Annotated in this window: 19 protein-coding genes; 5 read left to right on the top strand and 14 right to left on the bottom strand. The window is 54.0% G+C overall.

Annotated features, from left to right (window positions below; translation table 11 throughout):
* Nucleotides 1-173 precede the first annotated feature (173 nt).
* Nucleotides 174-710: a 3D domain-containing protein gene (locus K1I37_RS08285; protein WP_021295830.1), complete on the top strand. Its 537-nt coding sequence runs from the start codon at nucleotides 174-176 to the stop codon at nucleotides 708-710.
* On the opposite strand, the gene K1I37_RS08280 is transcribed toward K1I37_RS08285, so the two are convergent.
* From K1I37_RS08280 to K1I37_RS08265, 4 genes are all read right to left on the bottom strand, one after another.
* Complete coding sequence (locus K1I37_RS08280) at nucleotides 701-1,129, bottom strand: DUF86 domain-containing protein (protein WP_021295831.1); 429 nt, start codon at nucleotides 1,127-1,129, stop codon at nucleotides 701-703. The two genes, K1I37_RS08285 and K1I37_RS08280, sit on opposite strands and share 10 nt — an antisense overlap.
* Entirely contained in the window at nucleotides 1,120-1,623 is a 504-nt protein-coding gene (locus tag K1I37_RS08275) for an NUDIX domain-containing protein (RefSeq protein ID WP_021295832.1), read from the bottom strand. Before K1I37_RS08275 ends, K1I37_RS08280 begins: the two co-directional genes overlap by 10 nt.
* Nucleotides 1,624-1,628: 5 nt before the next feature.
* The gene (locus tag K1I37_RS08270; protein ID WP_021295833.1) at nucleotides 1,629-2,117 is read right to left on the bottom strand and encodes a divergent PAP2 family protein; all 489 of its coding nucleotides are present in this window, start codon (nucleotides 2,115-2,117) and stop codon (nucleotides 1,629-1,631) included.
* A 62-nt stretch (nucleotides 2,118-2,179) separates the two neighbouring features.
* Nucleotides 2,180-3,262: a M42 family metallopeptidase gene (locus tag K1I37_RS08265; protein ID WP_021295834.1), complete on the bottom strand. Its 1,083-nt coding sequence runs from the start codon at nucleotides 3,260-3,262 to the stop codon at nucleotides 2,180-2,182.
* 158 nt (nucleotides 3,263-3,420) lie between these two features.
* On the opposite strand from K1I37_RS08265, the gene K1I37_RS08260 reads away from it, so the two are divergent.
* Entirely contained in the window at nucleotides 3,421-3,750 is a 330-nt protein-coding gene (locus K1I37_RS08260) for a YunC family protein (RefSeq protein WP_021295835.1), read from the top strand.
* A gap of 66 nt (nucleotides 3,751-3,816) precedes the next feature.
* Here K1I37_RS08260 and K1I37_RS08255 read toward each other — a convergent pair whose 3' ends face one another.
* Complete coding sequence (locus tag K1I37_RS08255; RefSeq protein ID WP_021295836.1) at nucleotides 3,817-5,064, bottom strand: glycosyltransferase family 2 protein; 1,248 nt, start codon at nucleotides 5,062-5,064, stop codon at nucleotides 3,817-3,819.
* 99 nt (nucleotides 5,065-5,163) lie between these two features.
* Here K1I37_RS08255 and K1I37_RS08250 point away from each other — a divergent pair, with 99 nt between their 5' ends.
* Nucleotides 5,164-5,886 (top strand): DedA family protein, encoded by a 723-nt coding sequence (locus K1I37_RS08250; RefSeq protein ID WP_236026458.1) that lies wholly within the window; start codon nucleotides 5,164-5,166, stop codon nucleotides 5,884-5,886.
* On the opposite strand, the gene K1I37_RS08245 is transcribed toward K1I37_RS08250, so the two are convergent.
* The 5 genes from K1I37_RS08245 to K1I37_RS08225 all read right to left on the bottom strand — a co-directional run bounded on the left by K1I37_RS08245 (nucleotide 5,859) and on the right by K1I37_RS08225 (nucleotide 10,030).
* Nucleotides 5,859-7,106, bottom strand: coding sequence for an HD domain-containing protein (locus tag K1I37_RS08245; protein ID WP_021295838.1), 1,248 nt, complete (start codon nucleotides 7,104-7,106; stop codon nucleotides 5,859-5,861). The two genes, K1I37_RS08250 and K1I37_RS08245, sit on opposite strands and share 28 nt — an antisense overlap.
* A 78-nt stretch (nucleotides 7,107-7,184) precedes the next feature.
* The gene (locus K1I37_RS08240) at nucleotides 7,185-7,538 is read right to left on the bottom strand and encodes a HesB/IscA family protein (RefSeq protein ID WP_021295839.1); all 354 of its coding nucleotides are present in this window, start codon (nucleotides 7,536-7,538) and stop codon (nucleotides 7,185-7,187) included.
* A gap of 63 nt (nucleotides 7,539-7,601) precedes the next feature.
* Nucleotides 7,602-8,072 carry a thioredoxin-dependent thiol peroxidase gene (bcp, locus tag K1I37_RS08235; RefSeq protein ID WP_021295840.1) on the bottom strand — a complete coding sequence of 157 codons (471 nt, stop codon included), beginning with the start codon at nucleotides 8,070-8,072 and terminating at the stop codon, nucleotides 7,602-7,604.
* Nucleotides 8,073-8,083: 11 nt separating this feature from the next.
* Nucleotides 8,084-9,544, bottom strand: coding sequence for an aminotransferase class I/II-fold pyridoxal phosphate-dependent enzyme (locus tag K1I37_RS08230; RefSeq protein WP_021295841.1), 1,461 nt, complete (start codon nucleotides 9,542-9,544; stop codon nucleotides 8,084-8,086).
* A gap of 15 nt (nucleotides 9,545-9,559) precedes the next feature.
* Entirely contained in the window at nucleotides 9,560-10,030 is a 471-nt protein-coding gene (locus tag K1I37_RS08225; RefSeq protein WP_021295842.1) for a YwhD family protein, read from the bottom strand.
* 141 nt (nucleotides 10,031-10,171) lie between these two features.
* Here K1I37_RS08225 and K1I37_RS08220 point away from each other — a divergent pair, with 141 nt between their 5' ends.
* Both K1I37_RS08220 and K1I37_RS08215 read left to right on the top strand, forming a co-directional pair.
* Complete coding sequence (locus K1I37_RS08220; protein WP_021295843.1) at nucleotides 10,172-10,816, top strand: SpoIID/LytB domain-containing protein; 645 nt, start codon at nucleotides 10,172-10,174, stop codon at nucleotides 10,814-10,816.
* 17 nt (nucleotides 10,817-10,833) lie between these two features.
* Nucleotides 10,834-11,619 carry a hypothetical protein gene (locus K1I37_RS08215; protein ID WP_021295844.1) on the top strand — a complete coding sequence of 262 codons (786 nt, stop codon included), beginning with the start codon at nucleotides 10,834-10,836 and terminating at the stop codon, nucleotides 11,617-11,619.
* Between the two features lie 73 nt (nucleotides 11,620-11,692).
* On the opposite strand, the gene galE is transcribed toward K1I37_RS08215, so the two are convergent.
* From galE to K1I37_RS08195, 4 genes are read right to left on the bottom strand one after another with little or no spacing between them, the layout of a single operon-like run.
* Nucleotides 11,693-12,688: a UDP-glucose 4-epimerase GalE gene (gene galE / locus K1I37_RS08210; protein WP_021295845.1), complete on the bottom strand. Its 996-nt coding sequence runs from the start codon at nucleotides 12,686-12,688 to the stop codon at nucleotides 11,693-11,695.
* Nucleotides 12,676-13,887 (bottom strand): galactokinase, encoded by a 1,212-nt coding sequence (locus K1I37_RS08205; protein ID WP_021295846.1) that lies wholly within the window; start codon nucleotides 13,885-13,887, stop codon nucleotides 12,676-12,678. Before K1I37_RS08205 ends, galE begins: the two co-directional genes overlap by 13 nt.
* Nucleotides 13,880-14,935 carry a galactose-1-phosphate uridylyltransferase gene (galT, locus tag K1I37_RS08200; protein ID WP_021295847.1) on the bottom strand — a complete coding sequence of 352 codons (1,056 nt, stop codon included), beginning with the start codon at nucleotides 14,933-14,935 and terminating at the stop codon, nucleotides 13,880-13,882. Before galT ends, K1I37_RS08205 begins: the two co-directional genes overlap by 8 nt.
* Complete coding sequence (locus K1I37_RS08195) at nucleotides 14,916-15,734, bottom strand: DeoR/GlpR family DNA-binding transcription regulator (RefSeq protein ID WP_021295848.1); 819 nt, start codon at nucleotides 15,732-15,734, stop codon at nucleotides 14,916-14,918. The genes galT and K1I37_RS08195 overlap by 20 nt, the downstream gene beginning before the upstream one ends.
* Nucleotides 15,735-15,878 lie beyond the last annotated feature (144 nt).

Genomic DNA, 15,878 nt, shown 5'->3' with positions numbered 1-15,878 from the left:
GTATCTGCATAAGTTTAATAAAATCGCATAACGGTTAAACAAGTCAAGTAGAAGTATAACAAGTTTTCTTTAAAATCGTAACGGGGATTTTTGGTACAGCAAACTGCCACACAAGTTTCATATTTCCACAAATTGGTACGTATGGCGTCATCCAATCAGGCAATTGTAGAGATATGGATATACAGAAGGGATTTACACGTCAGTTTTGGTTTGCATTCACATTCCTTACGGCGACCCTGGTAGATGTCCCTGGGCACGTGGCATCCGCTCAAACACAACGAAATCTGACTTTCGCAGAGCGGGCGGTTGTCGTGGATGGCAAGGCATACGACTTAGATCAATACCGTCCGACGAGATCCACATTCTTGCTTACGGCATACAATTTGGATCGGCAGTCGACAGGCAAATCACCTGGAGAACCTGGATACGGAATTACGGCTACGGGAACATTTGCATCGACCGACAGAACCGTAGCAGTCGACCCACACGTGATTCCCTATGGGTCGCTCCTACACATTGAAGGCGTGGGCTGGCGAGTCGCCGAAGATACGGGTGGCGCAATTCGCGGCCACCACATCGACGTCCTTGTCGATAGCCGCTCGACTGCGCTCAAATTTGGCGTAAAACGCAACTGCGAAGTCGAGATTTTCACGCCGGTCGCGGGGACCGACGTTCATCCAATTAGTCATACACGATTTCATCACAGCTGAACATAGCGGCGGATGTGCTCAGCAAACGGCGGAAACAAGGGCGCATACCCCGCAACCGCCTGCCGTACTTCTTGTGGCTTGACGTTGGCGTGATCGCGAATGAAACGAGCTCTCAAATCAAAAATACCACTGATGTCGTCGAACCACTGCGCTGGCAATACGTCTTCCTCGACGAGCACTTTTAAAATATCCGCATACCCGCCGGGGTCACGCATGACGAGCGCGTCGATAATGAGCGATGCAATATCTGTCGCGTATTCGACACTCGTATGTAGGGCGCGCTCGGCGGCCAGCCGCCACGTCAAGTCCTCTTCCCAAGCGTCTTCTCGCTGGCGAAGCGCAAGCATCCAACGCGTGCGCTCATCGAGTCCATCTAACCAACTCCGAATTTGCTCCTTGTGTGCAGCGGTTATAAACATGCTTCCTCGACACTCCCTATCCTCGCCGCGCGGGCCACTATAGGCCAAACGCGTTCGTAGACGATGTCCTTCATGATGGGGCTTATGTAGTCGAACACCTTGGCCATATCTGGGCTCAGGTTTGGATGAAACAGGCGCACGTCGTCGATCTCGGACCACGTGGGCCGCGCTTGGACGTCGATGACGTCAGCCAAATACACCCATTTTGGAACGGCTTGTCCCTCGACGAGAATCTGATATTCTGCAACCCAAGTGATGTGGCCCAAGGTGAGCCCCGCCTCCTCGTACGACTCGCGGCGCACGGCGCTCAAAACGTCCTCACCGGACTCCAGCTTCCCCCCTGGTACCTCCCACCCGCGTTGCGAATGATGCACCCAGACCACATTGTGAAAGAGCACAGGAAAGACGAGCACAGAATGTGGCCGTGCTCGCGCCTTGTCCTCATCCGTGTGAAACCCAAAGGCTTTTGGCCATGGCTTCATCTGTTCACGCATTCACGTCACCACCACTTACCAAAACCGACGCCAATGGCGAGGCCAATCAAGCCGCCAACAAAAATCTCCATCGGCTCGTGCCCGAGAATTTCTTTCAACTGCTCGCCTTCCGTCTGTTCAGTGGCTGCAGGTTCCTGACTTTGACGCTGTGCAAACTCCATGGCGATGCGGTTGAGCAACGTCGCGTGTTCGCCCGCGTGCCTGCGAATTCCCCCTGCATCGTACAGGACAATGGCGGCAAACACGACTGCAGTCGCGAACACTGGCGACTGTGGTCCAACGACAAACCAGAGCGCTGCGGCGAGTGCCACGACGCCCGCAGCGTGTGAACTCGGCATACCCCCTGCATCGATCATTTTGTGGGCATCCCATAGACGCGTGCGCGCAAAATGAATCGGCGTCTTGAGGAATTGCGTGATTAAAATAGCACAGAGTGCAGCCATCAGCGGCGAATTGCTCCATAGACCATGCACAAAGTGCGGGACATTTGACATGAATGTGTTGCCCTCCCCGATAGGGCGGGCGCCTCACGGGCGCCCTTTTATCCACAATCACTTTACCATTGTTGAATATCCTTGACTACTGTACTGTCCAAACGCTTGACTAACTCGGTAAGCAACTGCACGCCGTGTTCAAAATCATCCTCGTGGAAAATGGCGTTGTGACTGTGTATGTATCGGGTAGCCAGGCCAATGGCAACACTCGGTACACCAGAGGCATGTAGGTGGAACGCCCCTGCGTCCGTGCCGCCGCCGCTCAGCGTCTCGTACTGCACCGGAATCTTGGCATCGCTCGCAGTATCCAACACGAAATCGCGGAACCGGTTGTTCGGAATCATCGAACCGTCAAATAGCATCAACAGCGGGCCTTTTCCGACGTCCGCCAAGTGCGCCCGTTCGTCGGTTGGAATACCCGGTGTATCCCCAGCAATCCCAACGTCGAGGGCGATCGCGATGTCGGGCTGCACGCGATGAATCAATGTCCGGGCACCACGCAGACCAACCTCTTCCTGGGCTGTCGCGCCTGCAAACAGGATGTTCGGATGCTGTGTCCCTTGCAGTTCCCGCAAGACTTCGACAGCAGTGGCACAGCCTAGCCGGTTGTCGAGCGCTTTCGCGACGAACATCTTGGAATTGCCCATCTGTGTGAATGGACTCCAGGGGACAATTGCATCGCCTGGACGAACGCCCATCGCTTCCGCCTCCTCGCGGCTAAACGCCCCGATGTCGACGAACATATCCTTTATTTCAACGACCTTTTTACGCTCCTCCGCCGGCAGGATGTGGGGCGGTTTCGATCCGGTCACGCCAATGATGTCCCCCTTGCGCGTCTGAACGACGACACGCTGCGACAACATCACTTGCGACCACCAGCCGCCGACCGTTTGGAACTTGAGGAAGCCCTCATCCGTCACACTCGTGACCATCATCCCGATTTCGTCCAGGTGCCCCGCGATAAGCACCCGTGGGCCGTTAGCATCGCCTTCTTTGACGCCGACGATGCCGCCCATGTTGTCGCGCTCGATGCGGTCTGACAGTGGCGCTAACAACTTCTCATACACCTTTCGCACATTCGACTCATAACCTGAAATGCCGTGCACGTCGCACAGTTCTTGGATCACTTGAATACGCGAACTCAAATTCGGTTCCTCCCTTTTGTTCAAACTTCGTGAAATTTTGCAACAGGCTTATGGTACCACATCTCTCGCATTGGAACAGGTGCAAAACACTTGCTAAACGGGAAACGGCGACGCATTGCACTGAATACGTTACAGCAGAATGCGAAGGAGGAATACACATGGTGAACATTACACCCATTGAGGTACAGGGATATCACTTCACAGCCACCCACGTGGCGTTGCCCAAGACCAATTTGCTCGTGGTCAGCAATCATGTCGGTTATATCATGTGCGGCGCCCTAGATATTACCCTGCTTCGCGAAACACTGGCGGACAGAGGCATCATCGCGGCTCGCGCGGTTGGTGTGAAAACGATGCAGGAATTGCTTGACGGAGAGGTAGAAAGTTGCACACAGGCCGCCGAAGCGCTCGGCATAACCCCTGGCATGGCCATGACCGAAGCGCTCGCGCGCATTGGTGCAGCAGAGGCCAACAACGAGCAAAAATAAAAAAGAGACGCACCACGACGTGTGGTGCGTCCCTCTCCCAAGCGTACCGAAGTCGCCCCGATGGGATTATCGACTGCGGATTTGATCCAGCCGAATAGCCCGTTTATGCACAGTGTGCGACCACTTGCGGTTGGCCTTGGTGAAAAACGCCTGTAATGTTACAGGGCCCCATGTCCACAAAAACAATGGTAAAATTGCCAAACCGAAGTACGCGCGCCAGTTGACTCGTTCCAACAACAACGCCAATGGCATCTGCAAGTACATAAAGACGTTGACGCCTACCCAGAAGTCCGTTGGCAAAAGATTCGTGATGTGGCTCATCACGGTATCCTTTGGCGTGGAAATCTGTAACAGCATCATCAATGACGTCAAAAACAGAATCAAAAACCGTGCAGGTTGAAACAAATAAATGCCGGCGTCGAGCTTCACCATGTTGCGCTCTCGAATTCCCTGTTTAAGCAAGGGAACCATATGGTACCGCGCACAATGGAAGTGACCCTGCATCCAACGCAGGCGTTGTCGAAAAGACGACAGGATATCGGTGGGTTTCTCGTCGTACACCTTGGCATCATGCGCCCAAATCGGTACGACACCGCGCTCGACACAGCGAACGCCAAATTCTAGGTCTTCGGTCAAGCCAGTCGCTTCCCAGCCCATCTCTTGCAACAAATTGTAATCAATACACAGGCCAGTGCCACCTAGCGAACACGACAGACGCAAATTCTGTCGAGCCTTTTGCCACATGCGGTTACTGAACCAATAAGAGATAGCCATCGAGACGCTGACCCAGGAATCAAACGGGTTTTTCACCCCTAAGTACCCCTGAATCACCTTGTGACCGCGGCATAATTTGTCGTTCATGATGGTCAAGAACGAAGGGTCGACCAGGTTGTCCGCATCAAACATGACAATCGCATCATAGTTTTTGTGGGATGCCTGGAATTTCTCCAAGATCCATTCTATTGCGAAACCCTTACCCCGCTTCTCCTTGTCCGTCCGTTCATGCACAATCGCACCGTGGAGGCGCCCGACGTCCGCCGTGTGATCTGTGCAGTTGTCTGCAATCAAATGCACGTCGAACAATTCAGCCGGGTATTCCTGTGCCTTCAGACTGTCAATGAGCGGACCGACAACCCGCTCTTCGTTGTGTCCAGGGATGACGACGGCAAAGCGTTTTTTAGGACCGTGAATCACCTTTTCTCGCCGGTGCCAAATACCAAATACAGACATGATAATCTGATAGACGCCAATGGCCCCGGTGAAAATCTGCATGAACACGTACACGACATTCAAAATACCGTGAAGCAGGGACATGCATTAACCCTCAACTTTCTGCGTCAGCCTCAAGACGTGGAGCGTGCTGACATTAAATTCTCCAAGCCATCCTCATCATTTTGGGGATAATCGAAACCCTTGTCAACGTCAATTCTTGTCGAAGGCGTCCCTGGGCCAAACGTTCACTTTTTCCGAAAGATGCGGTACGATAACCAAGTCTGGTTACTAGGATATCCAGGAAACGGAGGATTCAACTTGTCCGGCCTTAGTGTGCTGATCTCCCATTACGGAAATACAGCCATCTTTCTTCTGATGTTGATTGAGAGCATCTGCATTCCAATCCCGTCCGAAGTCATCATGTCGTTCGGCGGGTTTATGGCGGCGCAAGGCACCTTGAATTTCTGGTGGGTCATCGTCATTGGCACGGTTGCCAACGTGCTAGGCGGACTCATTGCCTACGCCATCGGCCGTTACGGCGGACGCCCACTGATTCTGCGGTATGGACGCTACGTCCTGCTCAGCCCTGAGCACCTGCAGCGCGCGGAAACCTGGTTTAGCCGCTTCGGTGAACTCACGGTATTCTTCGGTCGAATGGTGCCAGCCGTTCGCACCTTTGTCTCGCTGCCAGCCGGTTTTGCGAGCATGTCTGTCTGGCGCTTTCTCGTGTTCTCCGCATTGGGTTCGCTTCCATGGAACTTTGCCATGACCTATGCAGGCTTCCAATTACATGCACATTGGGATGTCATTGACGAGAAACTAAAACCCCTTACATACGCTGGTGCGCTGATCTTAGTAGCCGCCGTGGTCTGGTTCTGGTTTCGGCGGAAAAAGCCTCAGGGTCGCAAAAACACGATGGAATGAACCCGCTTTGACAGCGATTCATTATCGCTCTCCAACATTTCCTTTGGTAAAAACAACCGGTGTTCTTGACTTGGGACAAGTGTTCGAATCAGTTTCGACACTTGACTCAAGTCCGAGTAGCCGTCAAAGTCATCCAACAAGGTCAGCCCCTGCCCTAACACCTCGTATCCCGGTATCGTAGACACGCGTTCTGTGACGTAATAGTCAGGGGGGAATCCCATCGCCTTCGCCATGGTGCGCAGCGATGCCCACTCGCTCACGGATGGCTCGTCCCGCACAATCGGTGCAAACAGTCTGCGCGTTAAGAAGCGGTCAGCCAAATCCGCCAAGATGGTGTCATCGGAACGGGACCATTGGTGAAACGCATACAACAGTACAGATTCGTCTAGTTGTAGATATGTGTCGACAGATACATCTTTGCCATTTAAAACCGCGAGCAACGCCCCCGGGATTTCAATCGAAATTCCCTCGCTCACCAGGTCTCTGGCGCGCCGTAAAATATTTTCCACTAATACGTCGCTCCCGACCGTCACAGGGTGCAGATACACCTGCACATACATAAAATACCGCGCGAGCAAATATTGCTCCACCGTATGCAGGGATTGCCGTTTCACGTAGACATGGTCATCTCGCACCGTCAGCGAGCGAATCAGACGGGCTAACTCAAACTGCCCATACGACACACCTGTCGACAGCGCATCCCGCAACATATAATCCATCCTGTCGACATCCAACTGACTGGACACGAGGGCTTCAATCGCCGGAAACCGGCCGTCCTTCTTTAAAATGGAGACCAAATCTTTCGCAAACATCGAATCCACCGAATCGAGAACCGTTCGCAGTTGTTCGTCTTCCAACATAATGCGGTGTGTCCACAACTCGTGATGGACGCCGAGAATCGATTCAAACGTATGCGAGAATGGGCCATGTCCCAAATCATGAAGCAGCGCGGCCGCGAGCGCGAGTTGCCGATGCCGGTGTTCGTTCGGCCAACCACACTCGCGTTCGAGGTGAATCAGTACCCGACGCATCGTTTCATACGCGCCAAGGGAGTGCGCAAAGCGCGTGTGCTCCGCGCCGTGATAGGTCATATAGGATGTGCCCAATTGCCGAATGCGCCGAAGCCGCTGAACGGCCGATGTGTTGACCAACTTCCACAAAAGCGGGTCGTCAAATAGAATCTCATCGTGCACAGGGTCTTTTAAGACTTTCTCAAACACGAATCATCGCTCCATACCAGATACAAGAAGGGCCCGGGGGCGATTCGCCCACAGGCCCTTCTTGTACGACAGATTTGTTCAGTCACAAGATCCGGGTTGACCCGCCTTCGTAGCCGTGCGGAAACTCGATCCGCACCCACACATGGAGGTCGCATTCGGATTGTTAATTTTAAAGCCCTGTCCGGTCAAATCATCGATATAATCGACCTCCGAACCATCGAGTAGTTCGAGGCTTTCCGAATCAATCACGACTTTGACACCGTGAATGGAGAACACATGATCATCCGGTTTCTCAGCGTCCAGTGCCATCCCGTAACTATAGCCTGTGCAACCGCCTAGCTTCGTGTACAAGCGAAGCGCATCCTCTTCGGGTCCCTGCGATTCGATCATCTCACGCAGCTTGTCTGCCGCACTTTCCGTGAGCGTAATCATCTCGTCACTCCCCTTTCTCCTCCTATTATACGCGCGTATGCACGTCAGTGCATCCAGACCCTATCAAACCAACTCGCGAACTTTGGCTAATACCTCGTCCACGTGCCCATCTACCTTCACTTTTGGGAAAACCGCCGCGATGTTGCCCTCGCGGTCGATGATGAACGTCGTGCGCTCAATGCCAATGCTTTTTTTGCCGTACATATTCTTTTCCTTCAACACGCCGTATGCCTCGCACAGCTCGCTGTTTTCGTCGGCGAGTAGCGGAAAATTCAGCCCGTATTTCTCGCGAAACTTGGTATGTGATTTGGCCGTATCACGTGAGACGCCGTAAATGACAGCGCCAGCTTCCGCAAATGCCGCATTCAAATCGCGAAACGCGCAGGCCTCTTTCGTGCAGCCAGGCGTGTCGTCTTTTGGATAGAAATAAAGCACCACAACTTGTCCGCGCAGCCCTTCAAGCGTAACCGTGTTTCCATCTTGGTCGATGGTAGAAAAACTTGGTGCGGCGTCGCCCACGTGTAACTCCGTCATCGCTACCCCTCCTAAGTGTCGCTTTTAACCACTTTAATCATGCGGATTTCTGGGTCATCCGGCCCTTGGACAGGTAGACCAGCCCGCAAGTTCGCCTCGATATAGTCAATATTATCCTGCGTGATGACCTCTCCTGGCAACAAAATTGGGATGCCCGGTGGGTACACCATCACCATCTCCGCCATCGTGCGGCCGACCGCCTCTTGCAGGGGAACGACTTCGGTCTTGGCGTAAAACGCCGCCCGCGGCGACATTTTGAGCGTCGGCATCGACGGTAGTTGCACGACAACCTCGCGTTTGCCATGGCGCTCTTCGTACGTCTTCGCAATTTCCGTCAGCGCCTCGACCAAAGCGTCGATATCCGACTGCTCATCCCCCCAGGAGATGATGCAGAGAATGTTATACAAGTCGCTCAATTCGACCTCAATATTGTAATTCTCGCGCAGCATTCGTTCGACATCGTAGCCTGTGACCCCAAGGTCTTTGACAGAGACGGTCAACTTCGTCGGATCGAGCGCGAACGCCGCAGAACTGTTGAGGCGTGACTCGTCTAGACAATGCAAGCCTGGGATGTCATTGATACGATCTCGCGCCTGCAACGCCAAATCGATTGCCGCCGCGATGCGCTCCTGTCCGTGCTCAGCGAGTTCCTTGCGCGCCACGTCCAGCGAAGCTAGCAGCAGATAAGACGTCGATGTCGTCATCAGCATACTCATCACAACCTGCACGTGACGCGGGTCAATCATGCCTTCACGCACGTTCAAGATGCTCGATCCGGTCATCGACCCACCCAACTTATGCACACTGGTCGCTGCCATATCGGCGCCTGCTTGCATCGCAGACAGCGGCAGTGCCCCATGAAAGCCCGTGTGAACCCCGTGGGCCTCGTCCACGAGCACCGGCACGCCATAGCTGTGTGCCACCTCGACAATGCGCTCAAGATCCGCCGCAATCCCAAAGTAGGTGGGATTAATGACCACCAGCGCCCGCGCGTCTGGGTGCTCGACCAGTGCATTTGCGACGACCTCCACAGATAGGCCGTGCGAAATGCCGAACTCGTGATCTAGCTCCGGAAGCAGAAAAACCGGCCGCGCGTCAGCCAAAATAATGGCCGTCAGCACCGACTTGTGAACGTTTCGCGGCACGAGAATTTTATCCCCGGGGCCAACCGTGGACAACACCATCGCCATGATGGCCGTGCTCGTCCCCTGTACCGAAAAGAATGTATAATCCGCACCAAACGCCTGTGCAGCCAAGTCCTGTGCGCGTTTAATCGCACCGGTTGGATGATGCAAGTCGTCGAGCGGTGCAATGTTAATTAAATCCAAAGACAGCGCCTGTTCACCAACAAAGGAGCGAAATCGCTCATCCATGCCGCGTCCGTGTTTATGGCCCGGGATATGAAATTGCACAGGTTTGCGCTGTGCATGATGAAGTAAGGTATCAAATAGCGGTGTTTCGTTCTGATTCAAAAACTCCGTTGCCTCCTAGTCTTCGGCCTGAGAAAACGCGGCGCGAAACGCGTCTGTCGCATTTTCCCACAAATCGGCCCGAACTGTTTGTAAAAACTGCCCGGCCTTCACGACCGCTTCCTTTGACAGTCTCGATAAATCGACGTTGCCACGAACCGCTTTATCCATTTGATTCACATGATCCGACAGTTTTTTGTACCCCAACTTGCTGTCTGAGTCAATCCATAATTCAAATGGCATAGCCCCCGTATAGCCCAGGCCGTTTGCCTGGCGTTTGAGCGTGATCCAAATTCCTTCAATGTGCCTTGGATTCGGAACTTCTTCTAAGGAAGACACAAACTTGATTCCGACTTCGAGTCTACTTTTGGCGTGAATTGCGCCGTTATCTACAAACACCTCATCCCCGTCGACAAAGACTGCGGAGAGGCCTTTCATCTGATCATCCGTCTGGTGTTTTGCACTACCTGTAAGATTGAGTTTCTGCATGACACGGCACCTCATTTCGCGACGTTTGCACTCATTCTACCGTTTGCAAAATTCAATGTCACATCTTCAAACCAAAATGTATGAGTGGAGACGCACTGGGTAAAGTAACATCAAAATTCCCAGCAAAGCGAGGGAAAAGACGTGTCTACCCGTACAGCGAAAGTAGCAATAGCACTCAGTGTCGCAGGTACATCCGTCGCGGCGCTGACGGTCGGCGCGATGCCACAGGCGAAAGCGCAACAACAGACCATTTGGAATACAAGCATACCGTCCGTGATGCGCGTGGCGATTCGAGAAAACAACCCAAGCGGAGAGCCGGATCCGCGTGGGCGCATCATCTACGTCCAATCCGTCCCGTTCCTAGAGTACTGTGAGGACGTTTTGCCGAATGAGTGGTTTCCATCGTGGAACCCCGAATCGCTGAAGGCCGGCGCCATGGCCATCAAAATGTTCGCTTGGTACCACCATCTTCACCCGGTGACCATTGATGGATTCACCTTCGACGTGGACAACACGACAAATTTCCAACACTTTCGTTATCTATCTGCACAACCGACGACAAACGCGGCATTCGATGCGATTCAGAACCAGGCCTACGCCGACTCTGGAGGCGAAATTATCGAGTTAAATTATCGCGCGGGTATTGAGAATGATCCGAACTGGCAGTACCGCAACGCACAAAAAATGGCGCAATGGGGATCACAATACTGGGCAGAACGAGGGCAAACCTTTCTGCAGATTTTGCAGTTTTACTATGTAAATCGCTCGTTATACAGAATTCAGTAAGTTAGGAGTCACAGCCGATGAAACGCTTTCCTTCCATGAAAACGGTACTTCTCTGCGGCTTTGCGGCAGCGTTGGTGGCGATTTCCATACCGGCAAATCCACATCCGTCCGCACATCGCCTCACAGGCGCCATTGCGACGATTGGGAATGGCACGGACAACGCGGCGAACGGTCAAGCGCCGACACAGCCAGCGAACAACAGCACAGGCCGCCCGCCCGCCGCGGGTGGGCAAAACAGCACCACACCACCGGGCGCCACAGGCGGGCAAAATAGCACTACGCCGCCGGGCGCCGGATCGGCAAGCAATAACAATTCATCGTCAATTGGCCAGGGATCCGGAAGAGCACCGCACGGCCCAGCAAGTTGGGGGTACACACAGAGGAAGACCGCCGAATTGCGCGTGCGCGTCATTGACGGCAGATCTCGCCAGCCAATCTCGAACGCGGAAGTCGTCGTCATTGAGACCGAACAGCGGTTGCGCACAGATGCGAATGGCTACACGCCCTGGTTCAACGCGCCAGTCTTTCGCAACCCGCGGTACCGTCCAATGGTCGCAGAGCTACATGGACAATTGGGCGTGATTGTGTACAAAAACGGATACCGCGATTCCATTCACCTCGGTATCCGCATGCACGAAGGCATTCGTCAGCAAGCGACGGTCTGGATGTACAAGATTGGCCCGGGGGACCGGAGAATTGAACCAGTGCTCTACCAAGAGCCATATCACCACATCTGGTTGATTCAACTGGCAGATAAGTTCCGACAAAAGTCCCAGATAGGCGAAGGTCCTGAGCGGCCGTAAGCGTCGCGAAGAGGACTGCAAGGCACGAAATAGGGTGTGCCTATTATATAGAAGGAAGCGGGGAGTGAATCATTCACTCCCCAAAACCTTGTGGATGTGCTTGATGCCAGTTCCACGCGCTCGCGACAATCGTCTCCAAATCGGCGAACTGCGGCGTCCAGCCAAGCGTGGACCTCGCCAGGCTGGAAGAGGCGACGAGGCGGGCCGGATCCCCTGCGCGACGGGCAGCGTTCACCGCTTGAATCGAGTGCCCCGTCACCTTCCGCGATACCTCAACCACTTGTCGAACGGAAAAGCCTGTCCCATTCCCCAGATTGAATGACTCCGCAGTTCCTTCGCCACTGCGCATCCGCTCGATAGCTAGGCGATGTGCACTCGCCAAGTCCATGACGTGAATATAGTCGCGCACACAAGTCCCATCTTCCGTATCGTAGTCGTCACCAAAAATTGCAACGTGTTCACGCTGTCCCAAAGCCACCTGCAACACCACTGGGATCAGGTGCGTCTCCGGTCGATGGTCTTCGCCTATCGGCAGCGTCGGATGTGCGCCAGCGGCATTGAAATACCGGAGACGAATCGACTTCAGCCCATACGCTTGATAGGACCAGTCGAGCATTCTCTCAATCGTCAATTTCGTGTCGCCATACGGATTTGTCGGCGAAGTCGCGTCGGTTTCTGCAATCGGCACGCGCGCCGGCTCACCATAGACAGCGGCCGTCGAGGAGAACACGATGTTTTGCACGCCAGACTCGACCATCGCCTCGAGCAGCCGCCCAGTGGCCGCGACATTGTTTTCATAATACTTCAGAGGGTCTTGCACGCTCTCGCCTACCAGCGAATTGGCAGCAAAATGTACCACCGTGTCAACCGCATGCCGACTGAAAATTTCACGCAGGCGCTCCGTCTCGCGAATGTCCATGTGATAAAAAGGAACCCCTAGCGCATAAATGGCACCCGAATGCCCTGTCGACAGGTTGTCGACCACCACGACCTCTTCGCCGTGCGCGACAAGTTCGGCCACGGTATGACTCCCAATGTAGCCTGCTCCGCCCGTAACTAAGACAGACATGCAAGAACCTCCTCCGTGACTTCTTGAACCCCATCCCCGACACCGGTTACATAAAACGAAGGCTCGTAGCCGATGTTCGCGACGTATTGCGCCTTGACCACTACCATAAATTCCTCCAGGCAATCGGTCGAAACGAGGCTTACCGTACATCCGCCGAAGCCGGCGCCCGTCATTCGCGATCCGATACAGCCCTCGACCGACCACGCCGCCTCGACCAACGCATCGAGCTCCGGCCCGGTTACCTCGTAGTCGTCGCGCAAGGACTGATGCGACGCGTTCATCATCTCGCCAAAGCGCGCTGTGTCACCCACCCGCAGTACCTCCACCGCCCGTTTGGCACGCTGATTTTCGAGTACCACGTGGCGCGCGCGCCGTCTGAGCGTCGTATCCGTTACATAAGGCTCGAGTTCTGGCCACGCTTCGCCGATATCCGCAAGTGTCCTGAGTTCCGGGCGAATTTTTTGCAGTTCACGCAGCGCTTGTTCGCATTCGCTCCGGCGCGCATTGTATTTAGAATCCGCCAGCGTGCGACGCTTATTCGTATTGGCGATAACCAACGTCACCCCGTCGAGTGAGACAGGCACCAACTGATAGTGAAGCGTGTCACAGTTCAAAGAAATCGCATGGTTTTGTTTGCCCATGGCCACCGCAAATTGATCCATAATGCCGCAGTTGACACCGACAAATTGATTCTCCGCCGCCTTCGACACGAGCGCCATTTCTTCAAGCGACAGGTTCGCCTGCACCAACGCGTTCACGAAGGCCGCCGTGACCACCTCAATCGACGCGGAACTCGACAGCCCAGCGCCGTTCGGCAAATTCCCGTGAAATAACACGTCAAACCCCGGTACCGCGAATCCCCGTTTCTGAAACTCGTGAATGACGCCTTTTGGGTAGTTCGCATAGTCATCCGCTTGACGATAGACCATCTGTTCCACAGGCGTCTCCACGATTTGCGCGAAAGACGTCGACGCAAACCGGATGACACCGTCCTCGCGCGTCCGGACGAACGCCCACGTCCCCATGTCGAGCGCCGCCGGAAGCACGTAACCGCCGTTATAATCCGTGTGTTCCCCAATTAAATTCACGCGACCCGGTGCGTAAAACACGCGGACATCTTCCACGCCGCCGGGCGACCATGTTAGAAATCGGGATTTAGCATGCGCCAATTGTTGAATGACCGCCGTCTCGTTAATCAATACCAAGTTCCTCCTTCTTCCGCATGATGGCTTCACGCAAGACGCGTGCCGTGTCTTCTACTGCGAGCGGATTGCATGGCGCCCACGCCCCCGTCTCGGACGATGCGAGATATTTCAACTTATCCTTGGCGCGCAGCGGCGGATAGAACTCAATATGAAAGTGGTAGTAGGTATCCATATCACTTTGGGACGTTTTTTCGGCATCCTGACTTGCCACTTGAACCGGCGCCGCAAAACCTGGCGCATCCAACCCACCGGGGAGATTGACCGGGCTCTGGTGCAACACCATCATGTATGGAAACTCCCTATCAAATAGTGCGTCCATCCCTGCCGTCACGATTTTGAGTATTTTCGCCAAGTCGTCGCGCTCTGCGTCCGTGAAATCGAGAATGTTCGATTTATGTGCCTTACTGGAGATGAACGCCCCGTACGGATAATCTGTAAAAAATGGAATATAGCTGACAAACGCGTCCGTCTCGATGAGCATTCGCTCGGCAAACGACGCCTCCTCGTGGTTGATGTCACAGATGAGGCAATGTCCAGTTTGTGCATGGTGATCTCGACAGGATTCAAGTTCCACGCGCAACTTTTGTGGTACATAGGGGTAGGCGTAAATTTGCCCATGCGGGTGCGGCATCGTCACGCCGACCTCTGGCCCACGGTTTTCGAAAATCAAGATGTATTTGTGGCGAGTGTCCTGGGAGAGTGCTTGAAACCTTTCCGCCCACAAATCCACCAGCTTGCGAATATGCGAAATCGGCAACTGCGGCAGCGTGGCGTGGTGGTCCGGTGAATACAAAATCACTTCACATTTGCCGTACGACGGGGCGGTTTGATACAAGCCTGTGGCAACCTCATCTGGTTCGGGCGGTGTCGGCGATAACGCAGGGAAATCGTTGTCGTATTTGTACACGTCGTAGTGATCAGGGACCTTGCCTGATCCTGGACAAAACGGACAGTCGCCTTTCGGCATATTCGGACGTTTTTGCCGGTTCGAAGCGACCATTGTCCAATCCCGCAACAATGGGTTAAAACGCAGTTCTGCCATGGTTGTCGACTCCTTCCGATTGCGAGCTTGAAACGGTCAAAACTTCCGGACCCAGTTGACGAAGTTGGGCAATTTCGCGCGCGTTGTCCCCTTCGTCTGTCACGACGACATCGACTTCGTCCAATGTCGCCAGATGTGCGAGCGCGCGGATGCCCCACTTCGTGTGATCGAACACCAAAACAACCGTTTCGGTGCGCTCCATCAACACCCGGTCAATCGAGGCCTCCTGCAAATTGGGCGTGCTCACGCCCGCGGCGAGATCGACGCCGTGAACGCCGAGAAACAGGAGATCAGTGTGCAGCCTTCTCGCGCTCTCCTCCGCCAACGGACCGACAAGCGCGTCTGACGGGGTGCGAAAATGACCGCCGGTCAAGTGGATGTCATCCCATCCGTTCGATTTCAGCGCAATCGCCACATTCGTAGAATTGGTGACAAATGTCAGGTGCTCAATGCCACGAATGCCGTACCGCAAGCGGTTCGCAAGTGTCCAGGTGGTCGTCCCCGCGGACAGTCCGATAGTCATACCGGACTCGATGAGCGTCAATGCCGTAGTCGCAATGCGCTCCTTCTCCGCTTGCTGAAGGACGCGTTTATGCATAAAGGTTGGCTCATTCGCGCTCTTGGTCAACTGTCCGCCACCCACGACCTTTTCGACCAGCCCTTGTTGTTGCAAAACCTTGAGGTCGCGCCGAATCGTGATTTCCGAGACGTCAAACCGCGTGGCCAAATCGTGAATGGACACAAACCCTTCTGTAGACAGCAACCGAACAAGTGCGTCACGACGTTGCGCCGGATACATGCATCCACCTCCGACTTCGATTATCACTTTTAATCATATGTTATCACTTTTGTTCATGTTTTCGATTTGTTTTTTCATGTAATCAGCATAAATTATCATTTATGAATCAGAAATTATCCAAGAATAGATCATAACTTGAAAATA

Origin of the sequence: Alicyclobacillus acidoterrestris, assembly GCF_022674245.1 — a bacterium.
Lineage (GTDB): Bacteria > Bacillota > Bacilli > Alicyclobacillales > Alicyclobacillaceae > Alicyclobacillus > Alicyclobacillus acidoterrestris.
This window is presented reverse-complemented; position numbering and strand designations above follow the sequence as displayed.